General features: G+C 41.7%; 20 protein-coding genes. 10 read left to right on the top strand and 10 right to left on the bottom strand.

The window, feature by feature from the left end; genetic code table 11:
* Positions 1-123: 123 nt before the first annotated feature.
* The 4 genes from IQ230_RS05575 (at position 124) to dnaB (ending at position 4,304) form a co-directional block, all read left to right on the top strand.
* Positions 124-942: a TlyA family RNA methyltransferase gene (locus tag IQ230_RS05575; protein WP_193931070.1), complete on the top strand. Its 819-nt coding sequence runs from the start codon at positions 124-126 to the stop codon at positions 940-942.
* Positions 943-1,293: 351 nt separating this feature from the next.
* Positions 1,294-2,067, top strand: a complete 774-nt coding sequence (gloB, locus tag IQ230_RS05570; protein ID WP_193931069.1) for a hydroxyacylglutathione hydrolase — start codon at positions 1,294-1,296, stop codon at positions 2,065-2,067.
* A 192-nt stretch (positions 2,068-2,259) separates the two neighbouring features.
* A complete protein-coding gene (gene rplI / locus IQ230_RS05565; RefSeq protein ID WP_193931068.1) occupies positions 2,260-2,718 on the top strand; it encodes a 50S ribosomal protein L9 in 459 nt (152 codons plus the stop codon).
* Positions 2,719-2,948: 230 nt separating this feature from the next.
* Complete coding sequence (gene dnaB, locus IQ230_RS05560) at positions 2,949-4,304, top strand: replicative DNA helicase (RefSeq protein WP_193931067.1); 1,356 nt, start codon at positions 2,949-2,951, stop codon at positions 4,302-4,304.
* A gap of 18 nt (positions 4,305-4,322) precedes the next feature.
* Here the strand turns inward: dnaB and IQ230_RS05555 are convergent, their stop codons facing one another.
* Positions 4,323-5,687 (bottom strand): di-heme oxidoreductase family protein, encoded by a 1,365-nt coding sequence (locus tag IQ230_RS05555; RefSeq protein WP_322742289.1) that lies wholly within the window; start codon positions 5,685-5,687, stop codon positions 4,323-4,325.
* Positions 5,688-5,743: 56 nt separating this feature from the next.
* A complete protein-coding gene (locus IQ230_RS05550) occupies positions 5,744-6,874 on the bottom strand; it encodes an imelysin family protein (protein ID WP_193931065.1) in 1,131 nt (376 codons plus the stop codon).
* Positions 6,875-7,063: 189 nt separating this feature from the next.
* Between IQ230_RS05550 and IQ230_RS05545 the strand changes: the two genes are divergently transcribed.
* Complete coding sequence (locus IQ230_RS05545; RefSeq protein WP_193931064.1) at positions 7,064-7,510, top strand: ferritin-like domain-containing protein; 447 nt, start codon at positions 7,064-7,066, stop codon at positions 7,508-7,510.
* Between the two features lie 9 nt (positions 7,511-7,519).
* The gene (locus IQ230_RS05540) at positions 7,520-8,476 is read left to right on the top strand and encodes an FTR1 family iron permease (protein ID WP_193931063.1); all 957 of its coding nucleotides are present in this window, start codon (positions 7,520-7,522) and stop codon (positions 8,474-8,476) included.
* A gap of 29 nt (positions 8,477-8,505) precedes the next feature.
* Here IQ230_RS05540 and IQ230_RS05535 read toward each other — a convergent pair whose 3' ends face one another.
* The 4 genes from IQ230_RS05535 to trpB form a co-directional block, all read right to left on the bottom strand.
* On the bottom strand, positions 8,506-8,757 hold the full coding sequence (locus IQ230_RS05535; protein WP_193931062.1) for a hypothetical protein: 252 nt from the start codon (positions 8,755-8,757) through the stop codon (positions 8,506-8,508).
* A 364-nt stretch (positions 8,758-9,121) separates the two neighbouring features.
* Positions 9,122-9,751, bottom strand: a complete 630-nt coding sequence (locus IQ230_RS05530) for a ribonuclease D (RefSeq protein ID WP_193931061.1) — start codon at positions 9,749-9,751, stop codon at positions 9,122-9,124.
* Between the two features lie 47 nt (positions 9,752-9,798).
* Complete coding sequence (locus IQ230_RS05525) at positions 9,799-10,332, bottom strand: CAP domain-containing protein (RefSeq protein WP_193931060.1); 534 nt, start codon at positions 10,330-10,332, stop codon at positions 9,799-9,801.
* Between the two features lie 100 nt (positions 10,333-10,432).
* On the bottom strand, positions 10,433-11,668 hold the full coding sequence (trpB, locus tag IQ230_RS05520) for a tryptophan synthase subunit beta (RefSeq protein ID WP_193931059.1): 1,236 nt from the start codon (positions 11,666-11,668) through the stop codon (positions 10,433-10,435).
* A 67-nt stretch (positions 11,669-11,735) separates the two neighbouring features.
* On the opposite strand from trpB, the gene IQ230_RS05515 reads away from it, so the two are divergent.
* The 3 genes from IQ230_RS05515 (at position 11,736) to IQ230_RS05505 (ending at position 13,870) form a co-directional block, all read left to right on the top strand.
* Positions 11,736-12,083 carry a translation initiation factor gene (locus tag IQ230_RS05515; RefSeq protein ID WP_193931058.1) on the top strand — a complete coding sequence of 116 codons (348 nt, stop codon included), beginning with the start codon at positions 11,736-11,738 and terminating at the stop codon, positions 12,081-12,083.
* Positions 12,084-12,188: 105 nt separating this feature from the next.
* Entirely contained in the window at positions 12,189-12,347 is a 159-nt protein-coding gene (locus IQ230_RS05510; protein ID WP_099702392.1) for a YqaE/Pmp3 family membrane protein, read from the top strand.
* A gap of 95 nt (positions 12,348-12,442) precedes the next feature.
* Positions 12,443-13,870: a DNA cytosine methyltransferase gene (locus IQ230_RS05505; protein WP_193931057.1), complete on the top strand. Its 1,428-nt coding sequence runs from the start codon at positions 12,443-12,445 to the stop codon at positions 13,868-13,870.
* Here IQ230_RS05505 and IQ230_RS05500 read toward each other — a convergent pair.
* From IQ230_RS05500 to IQ230_RS05485, 4 genes are all read right to left on the bottom strand, one after another.
* Positions 13,862-14,614, bottom strand: a complete 753-nt coding sequence (locus tag IQ230_RS05500; protein WP_193931056.1) for a SinI family restriction endonuclease — start codon at positions 14,612-14,614, stop codon at positions 13,862-13,864. The two genes, IQ230_RS05505 and IQ230_RS05500, sit on opposite strands and share 9 nt — an antisense overlap.
* Before the next feature lie 81 nt (positions 14,615-14,695).
* The gene (locus IQ230_RS05495; RefSeq protein WP_193931055.1) at positions 14,696-14,890 is read right to left on the bottom strand and encodes a hypothetical protein; all 195 of its coding nucleotides are present in this window, start codon (positions 14,888-14,890) and stop codon (positions 14,696-14,698) included.
* Between the two features lie 14 nt (positions 14,891-14,904).
* Positions 14,905-15,699: a dienelactone hydrolase family protein gene (locus IQ230_RS05490; protein ID WP_193931054.1), complete on the bottom strand. Its 795-nt coding sequence runs from the start codon at positions 15,697-15,699 to the stop codon at positions 14,905-14,907.
* A 22-nt stretch (positions 15,700-15,721) separates the two neighbouring features.
* A complete protein-coding gene (locus IQ230_RS05485; protein ID WP_193931053.1) occupies positions 15,722-17,335 on the bottom strand; it encodes an NAD(P)H-quinone oxidoreductase subunit 4 in 1,614 nt (537 codons plus the stop codon).
* Between the two features lie 203 nt (positions 17,336-17,538).
* Between IQ230_RS05485 and IQ230_RS05480 the strand changes: the two genes are divergently transcribed.
* Positions 17,539-18,378 carry a class I SAM-dependent methyltransferase gene (locus IQ230_RS05480; protein ID WP_193931052.1) on the top strand — a complete coding sequence of 280 codons (840 nt, stop codon included), beginning with the start codon at positions 17,539-17,541 and terminating at the stop codon, positions 18,376-18,378.
* Positions 18,379-18,467 lie beyond the last annotated feature (89 nt).

Genomic DNA, 18,467 nt, shown 5'->3' with positions numbered 1-18,467 from the left:
ACAAAGCTTATATTTCAGAGAGGTGAGGAAACAGTAGCTTAAAAGCATGGGATTGAAACAAAGAATTATTTTTATTCCCCTCACTCCTCACCCCTCGCCCCTCACCCCTTCTTCAATTTTGTCTTGGCTAAACAACGACTTGATACGCTACTTGTAGACTTAGAACTTTGTTCCTCTAGACAACAAGCGCAACGTTTGATTCGCGCTGGTGAAGTTTTTGTTAATCAACAAATTATCGATAAGCCTGGTACTGAGGTTGAGACAACACTACCAATTCATATTAAAGCGCGATCGCCTTATGTTTCACGCGGCGGAGAAAAGCTTTTCAAAGCTTTAACTGAATTTGAGATTTCGGTTGCTGGGCGTGTTTGCTTAGATGGTGGAATATCCACTGGCGGTTTTACAGATTGTCTTTTGCAAGCTGGTGCAAAACGCGTTTACGGAATTGATGTTGGCTACGGACAAGTTGACTGGGGTTTACGCAACGATCCGCGTGTCATTTTAAAAGAACGGACTAATTTACGCTATCTGCAACCGGAGCAACTATACAAAGAGGGTGACGCTGCTGCTGATTTTGCGGTAGTTGATGTATCGTTTATTTCTTTAACAAAGATTCTACCTGCTTTGTGGGAGTTACTACAGCTTCCGCGAGAAGCAGTTTTACTCGTCAAACCACAATTTGAAGTAGGGCGATCGCAAGTTGGCAAAAAAGGCGTAGTCCGCGATCCTGAAGCACAAGCTGAGGCAATTTTTCAGGTGTTACAAGCTGCACAACAACTAAATTGGCAATATCGTGGCTTAACCGTTTCTCCATTGCTTGGTCCTGCTGGTAATATCGAATACTTATTGTGGTTAGGAATCGATAGTTACATTGCAACACCTAATTTTTCTCAGATTATTCAGTTTGCCCAAACAGTCCGCGAACAATTCACTAGCAACTAAATCTGCTTTCTTTTTATCTACTAAATACCAATTTATATCTAAGTTTTGTATATAAATCACAATAATGTCATTGCTTAACTGCTTGTTATGAACATTTTTGTCATGAAATTTGAATATCTGGGCAGTGAATTTAAGTCAAGCTTTAGTTACCTCGTAATATTTAAACCACTATAATTTTCAGTAAATTACAGTAATACTTTTGGCACGTTTATAATCTTCACTTATTATTGTGTTTATTCATTAGTGTTAGGTATAAATTGTAAAAGCTTTGAATTGTTAATTAAATATTTTTTCTGAATAAAAATTATTTTTATTACGTTATTAATTGGAAGAGCGATAGAACTACAAGCAATGGAAGTCATCAGAATCTCAGCACTTTATGATAATTACATCTTTTTACTGCATGAACCCATGCAAAATATAGCTGCGGTTGTAGACCCAGCAGAGGCGGAACCAGTACTACAGCAATTAGAGCAACTAAGCGCAAAGCTAGTGACAATCTTTAATACGCATCATCATAATGACCATGTGGGTGGTAATCGCAAGTTGATGCAGCATTTTGGTAATGTCACAGTGTATGGTGGAGAAAAAGATCGCGGGAGAATACCAGGACAGCAAGTTTTCTTAAAAGAAGGAGATCGCGTTTACTTTGGCGATCGCACTGCTGAAGTCATTTTTGTCCCTGGACACACTCGCGCCCACATTGCTTACTACTTTCCACCAGAAACACCAGGGGCGCTTGGAGATTTGTTTTGTGGTGATACATTATTTGCTGGAGGTTGCGGTCGCTTGTTTGAAGGTACTCCAGCCCAAATGATGGATTCTTTGAGTAAATTAAAAGCTTTACCGGATAATACACGAGTGTGGTGTGCCCACGAATATACTTTAAAGAACCTGCAGTTTGCGCTTACAGTGGATGGTGGAAACCCTGAGTTACAAGCTCGTTTTGCTACTGTTAAAGCAGCACGCAATCGTTTTGCAGCTACTATCCCTTCGATGTTAAGTATCGAAAAGCGTACTAATCCTTTTTTGCGTTGGCATCAACCAGAATTACAGTTAGCAGTCCAAAGTAACGATCCATTGCAAACTTTTGCACGGTTGCGCGGCATGAAAGATCAGTTCTAACTTCCAGTAGTTTTTTCTAGAATAAATCACAGCATCAACAAGATTGCTGTAAATTAACTGCACGCAGTATGATAGGTAGTTGCGATCGCTTGCTGCATTTCGTTAGGATTATAAATTCTGACCCTTTTTACAACGTAGTTTCATCCTTCTACTGCAAAGACACCACAGCAATTAAATCACGACAGGAAAATCATGGCAAAACGCGTGCAATTAGTTCTCAATCAGGATATTAGTAAGTTAGGACGATCTGGAGACTTAGTTGAAGTTGCACCAGGCTACGCTCGCAATTATTTGCTGCCCCAAAATTTAGCGGTGCAGGCAACTCCAGGTATTCTCAAGCAAGCTGAACGCAAGCGTGAAAAAGAACGTCAACGTCAAGAAGAATTAAAGCAACAAGCTTTAGCCCAAAAAGCAGCATTAGATAAAGTTGGGCAATTGACTATTGCTAAGCAAGTTGGTGAAAAAGACGCAATCTTTGGTACTGTAACTGCTCCCGAAGTCGCAGCTTTAGTTCAAGAAGCCATTGGGCAAGAGGTAGATCGGCGCGGGATTACTTTACCTGATATTGGTCAAACAGGAACTTACACCGCTGAAATTAAGCTGCATCCAGAGGTAACAGCAGAAGTCCAAATTCAGGTCGTACCAGAGTAATGCCTGTTCGATAAAAAAAAAAAGACAGATGCCCTCCGACTAGAGTCAGGGCTATCTAAACAAAAGATTATTGGCAGTAATTCTACGGAGGTGACTTTGTTTGTGTAGCAGCGAATTTAATCACACTCGCATTCGTACAAGAAGTCTAACAATAGGAAGAGGAAAGAGAGATAATAAATACAGTATCTAATTCTTCTAGCCTTCTTTGTGTTTATCCTCCGCTTTTCTCTATGACTCAACAACTGAGTTTTCAAGATAATATAGGCAGCTTACCTCCACAGAATGTTGATGCAGAAGAAGCCATTTTAGGAGGTATTCTACTCGATCCTGAAGCGATTAGCCGTGTGAGCGATCGCCTCATTAAAGATGCTTTTTACATCAACGCCCATAAAGAAATTTACGAAGCTGCCTTGAAACTCCACAATCAGGGTAAGCCAACAGATCTTTTAAGTGTTTCAGCGTGGTTAGCAGATCGCGATTTACTTGCACGTATTGGCGGGAGAAGTAAATTAACTCAACTTGTAGACCGTACTGTATCAGCAGTCAATATTGACGTGCTAGCAATGCTAGTGATGGATAAATACCTGCGGCGCAAGTTGATCGAATCGGGTAATGAAATTGTACAGCTAGGCTATCAAACTGATGTGGAGTTAGCAACAGTTTTAGATCGTGCTGAGCAAAAAGTTTTCAGTATCACGCAAGAACGCCCGCAACAAGGTCTTGTCTCGATTTCAGATACGCTCGTTGATACTTTTCAAGAACTTGAAAATCGCGATCAGGGGCAAACTCTACCAGGATTATTGTGCGATTTTTACGATCTGGATGCTCTTACAGGTGGTTTCCAGCGTTCTGACTTGGTAATTTTGGCAGGACGTCCAGCAATGGGAAAAACTGCTTTAGCATTAAATATTGCTAAAAATATTGCTGCTCGTTATGAACAATCCGTTGCGGTTTTTAGCTTAGAGATGTCTAAAGAGCAATTGGTGCAACGATTATTAGCTAGTGAAGCAGGAATCGAAAGCCATCGGATGCGGGCAGGACGCATTAGCCAAAACGAGTGGGAACAACTAAGCCGCGCATTTGGAAATTTATCGGAATTACCGATTTATATTGACGACACCGCAAATATGACAGTAATGGAAATGCGATCGCAAGCGCGACGCCTACAAGCTGAGAAGGGTACAGAGTTAGCGCTGATTTTAATTGATTACTTACAGTTGATGGAAGGCAGTAGTAGTGATAACCGCGTTCAAGAATTATCGCGAATTACGCGATCGCTTAAAGGCTTGGCAAGAGAATTAAAGGTTCCCATCATTGCTTTGTCTCAGTTGAGTCGTCAAGTCGAAGCGCGGACTAACAAACGACCTCTACTATCAGATTTACGCGAATCAGGTTCACTAGAGCAAGATTCAGATTTAGTTTTAATGATTTATCGCGATGATTACTACAATAACGATACTCCTGATCGCGGTATTGCCGAAATTATTGCAGCCAAGCACCGCAATGGTCCTACAGGTACGGTAAAGCTATTATTCGACCCGCAATATACGAAGTTTAAGAATTTAGCTAAGCCTCCAAGTTACTGATATTGAAGTTTTTGTGAGTTACAGAGAATTTAAGAATCGAATTAAAGCATCGCGATCGCTTTGAGACATCTTGATAAAGATCTCTTTTGATTGTGCAGCTTCTCCTCCATGCCATAAAATAGCTTCTGCTAATGTCCGCGCCCGACCGTCATGGAGATAGCCAGAATAAGGTAATACAGTTTGAGTCAAGCCTAAACCCCACAAGGGTGGCGTGCGCCATTCTGTTCCGGTTGCAGCAAAGTCAGGTCTGCGATCGGCTAATTCTGATCCCATGTCGTGTAATAACAAATCGCTGTAAGGATAGATTGTTTGATGTGCCAAAGCAGGAATTTCATAGTTTGCAGTACGTAATTGTGCCACATGACACGCAGCACAATTGGCTTGATTAAATAATTTTTCACCCTGCTTGACTATTGGGTCATCGATCATTGTGCGTGCTGGAACAGCCAGCGTTTGCGTGTAAAAGGTTGCTGTTTTTAGTGTACGATCGTCAATATCACTAGAGTCATCTTTTTCAGGAAATAAAGGATTAGTCACACCCATATCATTGACATAGGCAGAAGCAGATTGCTGTAAAAGGTCAGGAATATTTGCTTTATGCCCAAAACGACCTAATACTACTTTTTGGGCAGTTGTATCCCATACCATGTTCGGACGACCAGAAATGCCATCTTTATTGGTATCTTCTGGATCAGCTAAAGCTAAGATGGTTTGATCGGCGATCGCTTCGAGTAAACCGCGACCAAATATGGGTGTAGGAATCCGCAGTGAGGTTAAAACTTCTGGAGGTAAAGGTTGACCATTGGGAAGCGTAATTTGAGCAACAGGCGATCGCAGTTCGTAGGTTGTCCCATCTGCATAGTTATCAAAAGACTTTTGCCACGAAATTTCTACTTCTGCTTCGGGTTGATAACCATACACAGCTTGATCCTGAATTTGCGTACCAATTCCTGGAACAGGTGGTGCATTTCCTAAAGTAACTGATGCTTCAGGATGCGATTCAAAGATGACTTCTTGATCTTCTTGAGGTATAGGGTATCCTGGTGGTAAACTGACTCGGACAAGCATTTGTCCTTTCACAGGCATCCCTCTTCCATCACGGATGTGACAACCTGCACAAGAAGCATTATTAAATAATGGTCCCAATCCTGAATTCACAGGCGCTGGCGGTGTGACAAAAACAGCTTCAAATGCGCGATCGCCTTCTAAATGATCTTGTAACTCAGCTTCACTTAAATTTGGTGCAGGCTGTTCAAAACCACGTGAAGTCCGATTAATGACGGTTGTAGCGCCTCCTGACATTGGCGATCGCGGTAAAGACCAATCTTGACCCCAGAAAATTGATAAAGCAATTCCTGCGGCGATCGCTACAGCAAAAATCACTAGAAATTTTAGTTGTTTTCTGTGAATATGCACTGAGGAGTTCATACTATTACAGCTTAGTTCTGTACTAATGGCAAAACTTCTTGTCTCATAGTTTGTTGAAGACTATCAATTGCAGTTTGTGCGGCTTGAATTTGTGGTACTGCTTGCGGATTAGCCATTGCAGTTTCTAAAGGTGCAGGAATTTTCTCTAACGCTGTCATTGATGACTGAAATTGACTTTTAATTCTGGCGTCTAAGTCAGGGTTAACCTGGGCAATAAAATTACTAATTCCCTTCCCATTGGTATTAGCATCTGAAAAACGACCTAAATAAACGTTTTCTGCACCTTTGACGTTGCTTTTTAAGTCTTCAAGGGTATGAAAGCTAAATCGACTTTCGAGTAATTTAGTGTCTTTTTGCGCTAATGGTTCACCGATCTTCTCATTAGCAACTTCATCCAAGCTGTCGATCATTCCTTGAGTAATTTCTGCTGCTCCAGAAGGTAATGTTGGATAGTTGCTATTACTACTTTCACCCGCAGTAGCAAGTACTTCTCGGTACGCAGGTTGACCTTCAACTCCTGTTGTCCAACTAGCAACTAATTCATTCGCCACGCGGCTAAAGTCTTGACCTAAAGCTTGTAAGTATTCGAGTTCTCGTTGGTTGAAATCACTGATTTGTTTGTTGTTTTCTGTACCAAAGAGTAAAAACTCGATCGCATGAAATCCTTTTTCTGTATCTTGACGCTTTTGAATTGTTTCTACAGTTAAAGGGTCATTACTTTGCAGTACAGCCGTTAAGTCGGTTTCGTTGACTGGCCATGAATCTAAGGCTGCATCGTATCCTAAAGAATCTGCTGGTCCAAAAGTAAAGCTTTCACTCTGTTCCCAAGGCGATCGCGCATCGCGCCAAGCATTCCGTGCTGCTGCAAGCGTTTGCTCATTGGGATTTCGCACAAAAGTGTCAATTGCTTTTGATAGTTGTGCTGCTTTTTGAGCAAATAACTGATTAGTAGGAATCACAACTTGATCGGCAAAGTCGCTGACAATCTGGCGATCGCTAAATTGACTAGTACTCGCTGCTGAAGTCGTATTGGAGGAGGTTGTGTTTGCTATTGTTGAAGTTTGATTTTGACAAGCACTCGCACTCAAGAGTATCCCCGCGAAGACTGCTACCCACGTCCTTTGCTGCAAATGAAAACGCATTGCTCACCTGTTTATTGCAAGTAAAAATCAACTAACACTCATTATTGATCGACTTACTTGCTTTTTGTTTTAAGTAAATCTTGAGATTTTTTAGGATAGAATGAGAAAGTTTTGCAAAATAAACAAGTTACAGCAACAGCGCTAATCTAGAAAATAGCGCGTTCAGAACAATACATACTTAAAATACTTATGAAAGAGCTTGACCAAGAAAAGGCGATTCACTTGCTAAACACCATTATGGAGTTTGAACTTGCCGGTGTAGTGCGTTATACACATTATTCACTCATGGTTACAGGACCAAATCGAATTCCGATCGTGGATTTTTTTAAAGCACAGGCAAACGAATCGCTACTCCACGCCCAACAAGTTGGGGAAATTCTGACTGGCTTAGAAGGACACCCCAGTCTGCGGATTGCACCAATGGAAGAGACTTACAAGCACACAGTGCGAGATATTTTAGAAGAAAGCTTGAATCACGAAAAAAAAGCTTTGGAATTATATAAAACCCTTCTAGAAACAGTGAACGATGCAAGTATCTATTTAGAAGAATTTGCCCGCACTATGATCGGACAAGAAGAATTACACAATATTGAAATTAAAAAGATGTTGCGCGACTTTAGTGGTAGTGCCATCTAAAAAACATTTATGAGTATTAGTGCTGCGATACCAACTTTTGTGATTACCCTCCGCGAAGGCGTTGAAGCGGCTTTAGTCGTAGGAATTGTACTAGCGTGTCTCAAAAAAGCACAGCAAACTCAATTGAATTCTTGGGTTTATGCAGGTGTAGGCGCGGGAATTGGTGCGAGTGCGTTGGTAGGTTTGCTGTTTAGTTGGATTATTCCTGTTATCAGTAACGCAAATCCTGAATATACGCCTGTGATTAAACCCCTCATGGAAGGGATATTTAGCGCGATCGCAATTGTCATGCTGAGTTGGATGCTGATTTGGATGACACAACAGGCGAAGCATCTCAAAGCAGATATTGAAGGGACACTAACTGACACGTTGCAACAAAACCAAGCTGCGGGTTGGGGAGTTTTTAGCTTAATTTTTATCGCAGTTCTCCGTGAGGGCTTTGAAACAGTTATTTTTATTGCTGCTAATTTTCAACAAGGTTTATTTCCTGCTTTAGGTGCAGCATTCGGCTTGGTCGGTGCTGTTTTGATTGGCGTGATGCTATTTAAATGGGGTGTCAAGTTTAATATCCGCCGCTTTTTCCAAGTGATGGGAGTTCTATTACTTTTAATTGTTGCAGGTTTAGTGGTATCTGCATTAAAGCATTTTGATGCTGCTGTTGCTGCCCTTGCAAGTATAAATCCCGCCTCAGAGTCGTTGTGTTTCTATCACGAACAGTTTGTCAGAAATCCTTCTTGTATTTTAGGACCAAGAGTGTGGGATACTTCACAGATTTTGCCTGACAATCGCTTTCCTGGAATTATTCTCAAAGCTTTGTTTGGCTACCGACAAAACCTCTTTTTGGTGCAAGCTGTAGCGTACATCGCATTTTTATTGATGATTGGTAGCGTTTATTTTCGCAGTTTAGGTTGGGGTCAAAAAATGAGTGCTACAGTGCAAAAACCAGCTAGTTCGCAGCAAGATTAGTTTGCAGTAACACTCCCTCAATTTAACGATCAGGGAACAGGAGGTAAACCACGGGACTGGCGGACAGCATTAATACAAATTAAACAGTCACAGCCAAATAACCTAACTGCGGTATCGCTTTCTTCATCGGTGAACTCAAGCATCGGAACTTCGTCAGATTGTTGAGTAGGTTCAACAGTAGTTGAGATCGTCGTAAACCTAGAACCGTTAGATGTCTGGGAAACTCTCTGACAAGTTAAAGGCTGTGTATAAGAAGTCCGTTGACATTCTAATCTCGTCACCTGGGTAACAGGTTCAGTAGCATTAGCGACATTAACACTAAGTAGGAAAGATAATGCAGAACTAAGAATTGTAGGACTTCAGAGGAAAGTCAGTAGAAGTTTGCTCATTGAATTCTACCGTGAGAAGTTTTTGCACGCTTAGAGTATCAATTAACTTCGTTAATTACAGCAAAGTTAACGATTTTTATCAAATGATTGAGAAAACTTAAAAAAGTTCCTCCACAGATCCTGAATTCTCATTGTTTATACGATCTCCGGTTAAATAACCAGACTATCAGTATCGTTACGCTTTTGTTAGTGGTTAGTCACCAGTCACTAGTTACTCTTTACCATTTCTATCATCACTAATCAAGCAGATTAAATATTAGTGTTCAAAAATATCTTTGAATTGTAGTAAGTCAAGCGTGACAATTGTTGGCAAACACTCAAAACAGGCTTGTGCTAACTCTAATCTGTCTTCGCGCTCAAGCATTGTAATGAGTTTCTGTTGTGCAGAAAGTAAATAGCGGACATCGTTGGCTGCATAGCGGAGTTGTTGTTCGCTTAATGAAGCAGCGTTTCCCCAATCAGAACTTTGGGCGCTTTTATCGAGTTCAACTTGCTCCAGTTCTTGGATTAAGTCTTTTAGCCCGTGTCGGTTTGTATAAGTACGGGCTAGTTTACTAGCAATTTTAGTACAAAAAATTGGCGATACCTGAATATCAAGATGATAACTTAAAGTAGCAATATCAAACCGTGCAAAGTGAAAAACTTTTAGAATGCTACTTGCTTCCAATAAAGTTTGTAAGTTTAGAGCAGATTCTTGTCCTTTGGTAATCCGAATTGCGGTTACGCGCCCTTGAGGATCGCACAGTTGCACAAGACACAAGCGATCGCGCCAGGGTAACAAACCCATTGTTTCGGTATCTACGGCGATCGCCTCCGCATTCATATATTCTGCTAAGATTTCATCGCTGATGTCGCGATCGCAAACTTGAAAATCGGTTAATTCCATATTAGGGTTCAGGGGTCAGGGTAGACTCAGAATAATTGATTTTGATATTAGCGGCTGCGAATGAAGATTTGAGTGAAGTAATATTCGCCTTTAGAGTTTCGACTAATACCAATACCAGTTAAGTCATATTGGCCTTCGATATTAACGCGATGTCCTGCACTTTTAATCCAACCCTGGACAGCTTGCACGTCTGGATTACTATAGCCTTGATTAAATGCAACATTTTCAGCTGCTGCACGATATGGTATGCTACGGCGAATGATTTGAACCCGCTGATCGAAACCATCGTGGCTAAAAGGTACTTTACCACTTGCCATTGCTTGACTATGAGCTAGTGCTTGGGCGCTGATTTGGGAATTGAGAGTTAATGGTGGTAAGTTGCGCGATCGCCGATACTCGTTAATTTGCTTGTGGATAGATTGTTCCAAAGTTGCAAAGCTGGAACTTGATGCAGGAGATGATGGTGTGCGTGACATTTCTTGTTCCGGTACAATTCTTTCCGCAATCGATACAGCATCACAACTAATAATTCCACCCCCGACAAGCAAGCTTAAAGCTATGCTTGAAAAATGGTTTTGCATTTTAGCAATTACTGTTTAATAACCTCTAAACAAGCAATTTCTCATGAGTAATTAATATGTCCTCTTAAAAGCTATTACCAATTACCTATTACCCATCACCTCAATCTTGAAGATGCTTCGCAACAGTTTGCACGTCTTTATCACCGCGCCCTGAACAGTTAATCACTATTCGCGGACTACCTTCGAGTTGGGGGCATAAAGTATCGAGATAAGCGATCGCATGAGCAGTTTCAAGTGCAGGTATAATTCCCTCTAGCTGCGCTGTGCGTTTAAATGCTGCTAAAGCTTCTTCATCAGTAACACTGTAATATTCCGCCCGTTGCTGATCTTTTAAGTAGCTATGTTCGGGCCCCACCCCAGGGTAATCTAGCCCTGCACTAATCGAGTGTGCCTCTAAAACTTGACCATCATCGTTTTGTAAGAGATAACTCATCGCCCCGTGTAAGACACCAACACGTCCTTGAGTTAGTGTAGCTGCGTGTTTTTCAGTATTGACGCCTTCCCCTGCTGCTTCAACACCAATCAACCTCACAGATGGTTCATTCACAAACTCATGGAATAAACCCATTGCATTAGAACCACCACCGACACACGCCAGAAGAATATCAGGTAATCCGCCCCACTTTTCTAAACACTGGGCGCGAGTTTCAATTCCAATTACAGCATGAAAGTCACGTACAATCATCGGATACGGGTGCGGTCCTGCAACAGAACCTAAAATGTAGTGAGTATTTTCAACATTCGTCACCCAATCGCGAATTGCTTCGGAGGTTGCATCTTTAAGTGTTCCTGTTCCCGTCGATACAGGGCTGACTTCTGCACCCATTAACCGCATCCGAAACACATTAAGACTTTGACGTTCCATATCCTGAACGCCCATGTAGATGACGCATTTTAATCCAAATCTCGCGCAGACTGTAGCTGTTGCAACACCGTGTTGTCCTGCACCTGTTTCAGCAATGATCCTTTGCTTACCCATGCGTTTCGCTAATAATACTTGCGCCAGGGCATTATTGATTTTGTGTGCGCCGGTATGATTCAAATCCTCGCGCTTTAGATAAATTTGTGCGCCTGTGCCATCTGGACGAGCATAATGCGCTGTGAGGCGTTCTGCGAAATACAACGGTGTAGCCCTTCCTACATAATCCCGTAGCAGTTGTTGTAATTCAGCAATAAATTCTGGATCGTTGCGATACTGCTGATATGCTGCTTCTAATTGACTCAAAGCAGGCATCAACGTTTCAGGAACATATTTACCACCAAAGCGCCCAAAGCGTCCGAGGGTGTCGGGGCGTTGTTCAGCTTGAGATTGTGTAGGTAAAGGAGTAGTAGTCACAGACTGGCTAAAATAACAGAATACAGTTAACTAATTATAAATTAAACTCAGGCTTTCAACTTTCACTATGGCTGCTGCAAATCGTAAATCTTCTGATAGTCCTTTTGTTTACCGCGAGTTTGGCGGCGATAATTCTCCAGCCCTAGAACGCGGAATTCAAGACTTACCGCCTGCGCAACAAAATCTCCGCGTCCAAGCTTCGCGTAAAGGACGTAAGGGTAAAACAGTGACTGTAATTAGTGGTTTTCAATCCACACCAGAGACTTTAACAGCTTTGGTAAAACAACTCAAATCACAGTGCGGTAGTGGCGGAACTGTTAAAGACAACGAAATTGAAATTCAAGGCGATCATAAGCAAAAAATTATTGAAATTCTTACTCAACAAGGTTACAAAGCAAAAATTAGTGGTGGCTAAGCTCTGTGTTAGCATAGATACACATAATTAAGACTTTCTTAAGGAATCAGCTTCTACTGTTATTAATAATTGAGCTGATAAATTGTTGTTAAATCAAAAGAGAAAATGGATATTCTTCGCCTAATATGCGCAATCTTTTTGCCACCTCTTGGTGTATTTTTGCAAGTAGGTTTTGGTAGAGACTTTTGGATCAATGTGCTTTTAACTTTACTTGGCTACATTCCAGGAATTGTTCATGCGGTTTGGATTATTCTTTCTAAATAAGTCGCCTGCACAAACATCAAACAGCACTTAGTAGGAAAAGACACTATAATTAGATTGAAGTTGGGTACTCAGTTTTAGTTTCGTGTCCGAAATCTATGTCTGCTCAATACCTTTCTGTGAAAGAAGCTTCGGAAGTGTTGAATTGCTCTGAGCAATATGTTCGCAAATTGCTCCGCTACGGTGACATCAGCGGAGAAAGGATTAGCAGCCGATGGATTGTTGCTGCGGAATCTGTTGATGAGTATCGATCTAAAGAGGAGGATACAAGCGGATTTGTTCCAGATCATGCAAGGAGATCCTTTAGTAAACCACCCCTAAAAGCATTAAGTTTTTTCTCTGGATGCATGGGTTTAGATTTAGGACTGGAAAAGGAAGGAATCAAAGTAATTCTCGCTTGTGAAATAGATTCAGCAGCCCGAAAAACGATTGAAACGAATCGACCGGATATCGCGCTAATTGGAGATATCAGAGACTACTCAGCTACAGCAATTCGGGAAAAGGCGGGATTAAGTTCTGAAGAAGAGATTGATGTAATTGTTGGTGGTCCCCCGTGCCAAGCTTTCAGCAGTGCAGGTAAGCGACAAGGGTTCAATGATGAACGAGGAAATGTCTTTTTAACTTTCATTGATTTGATCGTCGAACTCAAACCGAGGTTCGCAGTAATCGAAAACGTCCGAGGACTATTATCTGCTCCGTTAAAGCACAGACCACATGAGATGAGAGGAAATAACTACCCATCATTATCTCAGGATGAACAACGGGGAGGTGCACTACTTTTCATCACTCGGAAGCTCAAAGAAGCTGGTTATAGTGTTTCCTTCAACTTGTACAACGCTGCCAATTTTGGTTCGCCACAACAAAGAGAAAGAGTTGTAATTGCTTGCAGCCGTGACGGAGAAAAACTTCCTTATCTCACACCAACTCATTCGGAGAAAGGTTTGTATGGACTTCCTCATTGGCGAACATTGAGAGATGCGCTAGAAGCGCTTCCTAAAGATGGACATCACTTCATCAAGTTTCCTGAGAAACGACTTAAATATTATAAACTTTTGAAACCTGGACAATGTTGGCGAGATTTGCCAGTAGAGTTGCACCAAGAAGCACTTGGGGCTTCTTATCACGCAGGAGGCGGAAAAACAGGTTTTTATCGAAGATTAGCCTGGGATAAGCCTTCTCCAACGCTCGTGACGCATCCTGCAATGCCTGCAACGGATTTGGCACATCCAGAAGAAAATCGACCGCTGAGTATTGAAGAGTACAAGCGAATCCAAGAATTCCCCGATGATTGGGTAATTACAGGAAGTTTACTCGATCAATATCGACAAGTTGGAAATGCTGTGCCCTGTTCTTTAGGAAGAGCGATCGCCAGAATGTTACTAAACCACCTCAAGGGCGAAACACCAACTATTTACCCCGACTTTCCCTACTCGCGGTATCACAAGACTGATGATGTAAGTTGGACTATTGAAACTTTAGGCTCTCTGGAACCATCTGTAAAACAACTTTCCTTGAATTTAGTCTGAAGACTGAGACAAAGATTGCCAAGGATTATTTGCTTCTAGTGCTAAAGCACTTGGATTTGATAATAAAACTTTCTGAACAAAAAGAATAAAGTTTTCTTCGCAGAAGCGATTTGTATTATATTTCGTATTAAAGTATGACCATTTGTATAGTCCTGTTTTTGCATCAACCCTGTGCCATTTTTCAATTGGTTGATTAATCCTGACCCTAGAAGAGGAGCTATTTTCTGAATTACTACGGTTTTTTACTTGTAAAAGGGAGCCATCTATGTGGCAAAAATCGACGTGGCGGATAACTTCTCCCCAACAACAGTACCAACCATAGTCAGCTAGTTGTTCAGCTAGAAATTCTTCAAGAAGTAAGCCTTGAATATTTTCTGCTGACATGGACAATCTATGAGCATACTTAATCTGCTCAAGATGTTTTTCAGTTAATCCTGTTAATCTAGCCTTGATAATTGTATCGACGATTGGATCAGCAACTGTTCTCGGAGGTTGAGAGATTCGTCTTGAGATTCTGTTCTCGAAGCTATAACAATAATTTTGCAACCAAGACTGAGCTAAGAATTCTGGTGTGTCTCCTTTTAGAGTTGGAGAAAGTCCTGGATTTCTATAACAAGCTGTTAAAATTATACGATGCTCTTGGAGAAGCGGCTGATCAACCTGAGAGAAGGCGTTTTGAAAAATTTGGAGAAAGTTTTCTTCAGAATTACAAGCCGTGATAATGTCACTAAAGGTAACAGGCATGAAATTTCCTCTCTGGGCAAGAGAACGCCAACAGATTACAAATGCCCAGGTTTCATATCAAAATAATGCTTCTCATTAAGCCTACTCTTCTAAAGGCTTGTTTTCAAAATACCCCATTTCACACAAAGAGTGCTTCACTAAGTCCATCTCAAAAATAAACTTAGGATCGCCACTGCGCATGGAATCCAAAGCAGTCACTAGTTTAGACACTACCTGCAAAGTAGCATCTAATTTTTTCTCCAACTCTGCAATAGCTACAAGATCTTGTTCACTCATTTGTTTGCGGTTCGCTATCTTACTCCAAAAATCTCCGCGAAAAACTGCCGCATATCTTGCCAAGAACGGCGATCAGCTAACTGATTATATGCTGTCCCTTGAGATTTATCATTACCCGCTTCAGGATTTGTAAAACTGTGGACTGCACCACCATAAGCAATTAGTTGCCAATCAACGTCAGCATTGCCCATCTCCTCAGCAAAGCCTAAAACTTGTTCGGGTGGTACTAAAGGATCTTCAGCACCATGTAGTACAAGTACTTTACCCTTAATATTCTTCGCATCACTGGGATTTGGTGTATCTAAATTACCGTGAAAACTGACAACGCCAGCAACATTTGCCCCACTACGGGCGAGTTCCAACACAGTGCCACCACCAAAACAATATCCAATAGCAGCAATGCGTTGGGCATCCGTTAAAGAATTTTTTTGTAAGACTTGTAATCCTGCTAAAGCGCGATCGCGCATCAACTGACGATCAGATCTGTAAATTTTAGCCTGTGCTGCTGCCTCTTCGGGATTTTTTGGTCTGATTCCTTTGCCATAAATATCTGCTGCAAACGCAACATATCCTAGTTTTGCTAATTGCTGGGCACGTTGTTGAACATAAGGACCAATTCCCGTCCACTCATGAACAATCATGACACCAGGACGCCTACCTTGAATTTCATCATCATAGGCAAGATATCCTTCTAATACTGTGTTGCCTTGCTTGTATTCCACAATTTGTGTTTGAATTGCGGCTTGAGCAACAGTACTAAATGCTAAAGCAAAAATAGGAGCAAGCAGAAATGAGCGTAAGATCTTCATTAGGTTGACAGTGGAATTTAATTTATTCGCTAGCGATGAGTACTTGTGATTCAGGTACAGCTAGCTGTGGTGCGACTAATGCAGTTGAATAGAGAGGCGATCGCTGCTTTTGCGCGATAACTGTTGGTAACACTTGGCGTACTTGTGCCGCAACTGCAACTGTTTTGACATCATACGTCTGAGTTGCCAATTTAGGATACATCCCAATACCAATAATTGGCAATAGTAAGCAAGCTGCAATAAATACCTCGCGTGGCTTCGCATCACCAAGATACTCTTCAATTACAATTCCAGAATTCTCGTTCCCGTAAAATACTTGGCGCAACATCGACAACAAGTAAATTGGAGTTAAAATGACTCCCACCGCAGCTAAGAGAGTGACTACAACCTTAAACATAGGGTTGTAAGCATCGCTTGTGGTAATTCCCAAAAAGATTGTTAATTCGCCAACAAAGCCACTCATACCAGGTAGCGCTAAAGAAGCCATTGCCCCAGCAGTGAATAGTGCGAAAACTTTGGGCATCGCTTGCGCCATACCACCCATTTTCTCCATGATTAGTGTATGAGTACGCTCGTAGGTAACTCCAGATAAGAAGAATAAGCTAGCCGCAATCAAACCATGCGATACCATTTGTAATACTGCACCGCCGATACCGAGTTCGGTAAATGAAGCAATACCGATTAAGACAAAACCCATGTGGGCGATCGAAGAATATGCCAAGCGGCGCTTGAGATTAGTTTGTGCAAACGCGGTTAATGCACCGTAGACAATGTTGACTACACCCAAAATTGCCAGTATGGGAGCAAAAGAAACATGGGCATTGGGCAACATTTCGATATTCATGCGAATTAGCCCGTAGCCTGCCATTTTGAGTAACACTCCTGCCAAAATCATTGAAACGGGTGCAGAAGCTTCACTGTGTGCATCTGGCAGCCAAGTATGTAATGGGAAGATTGGTAACTTGACACCAAAAGCAATAAGTAACGCAGCATAAACCAAAAGTTCAAACGCTCTAGGATACTGCTTAATACCCAAAGTTGCCATGTCAAAGGTAACGACATCGCCATACATTGCCATTGCAAAAGCGGCTACTAAGATAAATATCGATCCTGCAGCAGTGTAGAGAATGAACTTTGTTGCGGCGTAACGGCGATTTTGTCCTCCCCAAATCGAGATCAGCAAGTAAACGGGTACTAATTCAAGTTCCCACATCAGGAAGAACAACAGCATATCCTGGGCTACAAATACGCCAATCTGTGCGCTGTACATCATCAGCATCAACGCGAAAAACAAGCGTGGCTTTTTCGTAACGTTCCACGCTGCCAAGATTGACAAAGTAGTTATAAAACCTGTTAACAACACCAACGGTAACGATAAGCCATCTACCGCAACCGACCAGTTCATGCCTAGCTGGGGTATCCAAGGGTAGCTTTCTGCTAGTTGAAATGTTGAGATTTGTAAATCGTAATTCTGCCAAACGGCGTATACCATCAGAATCAAATCCGCTATCCCTACTCCTAAGGCGTACCAGCGAACTGTTTTACCTTGATTGTCTGGAATCAAAGGAATGGCTAAGGCAGCCACCAACGGTAACAGAATAATGGTTGTTAACCAAGGAATTTGTGTGCTAAGCATGACTGAGGATAAATACCTATTGCCTATGACATATATTCTATTAAGTTACGTGAAGTTTTGAAAAGGTATATTTAGGGCAATTGACATTTTAAGAATAAATACCTAGTGCAGTTTTATATTACAAATCTTAATGAATAAAGGTTAAGAGCAGGAAATAAGGTGGCGATCGCCAACCATATGTAACTTAAAGAACCTCTAAACTCATGACACCAAAACAACCTAACGACTGGTACAGTACAGTAGCCAATGTCTACACTTCAGAACAAAGAACAAACTGGTACAGTACAGCAGCAGATGCTTACAACCGAGTAAGACCGCGCTATCCTCAACATCTGATTAATCGTGCTGTAGAGTGGGCTAAACTGCCTGATGATGCGATTATTTTAGAAATAGGCTGCGGTCCAGGGAATGCAACAGTCGCGTTTGCAGATCTTGGCTTCTCGATGATTTGCCTCGAACCAAACCAAGAAATGTGCAACTTAGCGCAGCAGAACTGCATACAGTATCCAAATGTAGAGATTGTCAAGACTTCGTTTGAAGAGTGGCAGTTAGAGGCGGGGAAATTCAATGCTGTACTTGCTGCAACTTCTTTTCACTGGATTTCACCTGAGATGGGGTATTCAAAAGCCGCTGCTGCGTTGCAAGATAATGGTTCGCTAATTTTGCTGTGGAACGCGATCCCGATTCAACCGCCTTACGATATTTATCAATTGTTGCAGGAGGTGTATCAGACGCACGCGCCGTCGCTTGCGCGATATGAAGCAAGAAGCACTCAGGAAGAAAGCCTCAACGGGTTTGGACAAGCGGTGATTGATTCAGGGCTATTTAAGGATTTGATGTCCGAACAATTGACTTGGGAAGCGATTCATAGTGTTGATGACTATTTGACGCTTTTAGGTACACTGTCACCGTACATCAGGTTAGAACCACAGAGGCGAGAGGCTTTGTTTGTAGGGATAAGGAAAGTTTTGGAAAGAAACGGTATTGAGAGTATTTCAGTTTGTTATCTCTCCGTGCTTCAGGTTGTTCAAAGAATATTATGATGTGAGCCTAGCGAATAAATTCGCGGCTAAATACACAAAGCCCACCTGCGTGGACTATAGCAGAGGTCAGAAGACGCTTAATTTACAAT

The sequence above is a fragment of the Gloeocapsopsis crepidinum LEGE 06123 genome, from assembly GCF_015207655.1.
GTDB lineage: Bacteria > Cyanobacteriota > Cyanobacteriia > Cyanobacteriales > Chroococcidiopsidaceae > Gloeocapsopsis > Gloeocapsopsis crepidinum.
Note: the sequence above shows the minus strand (reverse complement) of the source record. Positions and strands in the feature narration are given on the sequence as shown.

What these genes read in the sequence shown, in the direction of transcription:
- gloB (WP_193931069.1), top strand. Translation starts at nt 1,294, where the DNA reads ATGGAAGTCATCAGAATCTCAGCACTTTATGATAATTACATCTTTTTA.
- rplI (WP_193931068.1), top strand. Translation starts at nt 2,260, where the DNA reads ATGGCAAAACGCGTGCAATTAGTTCTCAATCAGGATATTAGTAAGTTA.
- dnaB (WP_193931067.1), top strand. Translation starts at nt 2,949, where the DNA reads ATGACTCAACAACTGAGTTTTCAAGATAATATAGGCAGCTTACCTCCA.
- IQ230_RS05550 (WP_193931065.1), bottom strand. Translation starts at nt 6,874, where the DNA reads ATGCGTTTTCATTTGCAGCAAAGGACGTGGGTAGCAGTCTTCGCGGGG.
- IQ230_RS05545 (WP_193931064.1), top strand. Translation starts at nt 7,064, where the DNA reads ATGAAAGAGCTTGACCAAGAAAAGGCGATTCACTTGCTAAACACCATT.
- IQ230_RS05540 (WP_193931063.1), top strand. Translation starts at nt 7,520, where the DNA reads ATGAGTATTAGTGCTGCGATACCAACTTTTGTGATTACCCTCCGCGAA.
- IQ230_RS05530 (WP_193931061.1), bottom strand. Translation starts at nt 9,751, where the DNA reads ATGGAATTAACCGATTTTCAAGTTTGCGATCGCGACATCAGCGATGAA.
- IQ230_RS05525 (WP_193931060.1), bottom strand. Translation starts at nt 10,332, where the DNA reads ATGCAAAACCATTTTTCAAGCATAGCTTTAAGCTTGCTTGTCGGGGGT.
- IQ230_RS05515 (WP_193931058.1), top strand. Translation starts at nt 11,736, where the DNA reads ATGGCTGCTGCAAATCGTAAATCTTCTGATAGTCCTTTTGTTTACCGC.
- IQ230_RS05510 (WP_099702392.1), top strand. Translation starts at nt 12,189, where the DNA reads ATGGATATTCTTCGCCTAATATGCGCAATCTTTTTGCCACCTCTTGGT.
- IQ230_RS05505 (WP_193931057.1), top strand. Translation starts at nt 12,443, where the DNA reads ATGTCTGCTCAATACCTTTCTGTGAAAGAAGCTTCGGAAGTGTTGAAT.
- IQ230_RS05500 (WP_193931056.1), bottom strand. Translation starts at nt 14,614, where the DNA reads ATGCCTGTTACCTTTAGTGACATTATCACGGCTTGTAATTCTGAAGAA.
- IQ230_RS05495 (WP_193931055.1), bottom strand. Translation starts at nt 14,890, where the DNA reads ATGAGTGAACAAGATCTTGTAGCTATTGCAGAGTTGGAGAAAAAATTA.
- IQ230_RS05490 (WP_193931054.1), bottom strand. Translation starts at nt 15,699, where the DNA reads ATGAAGATCTTACGCTCATTTCTGCTTGCTCCTATTTTTGCTTTAGCA.
- IQ230_RS05485 (WP_193931053.1), bottom strand. Translation starts at nt 17,335, where the DNA reads ATGCTTAGCACACAAATTCCTTGGTTAACAACCATTATTCTGTTACCG.
- IQ230_RS05480 (WP_193931052.1), top strand. Translation starts at nt 17,539, where the DNA reads ATGACACCAAAACAACCTAACGACTGGTACAGTACAGTAGCCAATGTC.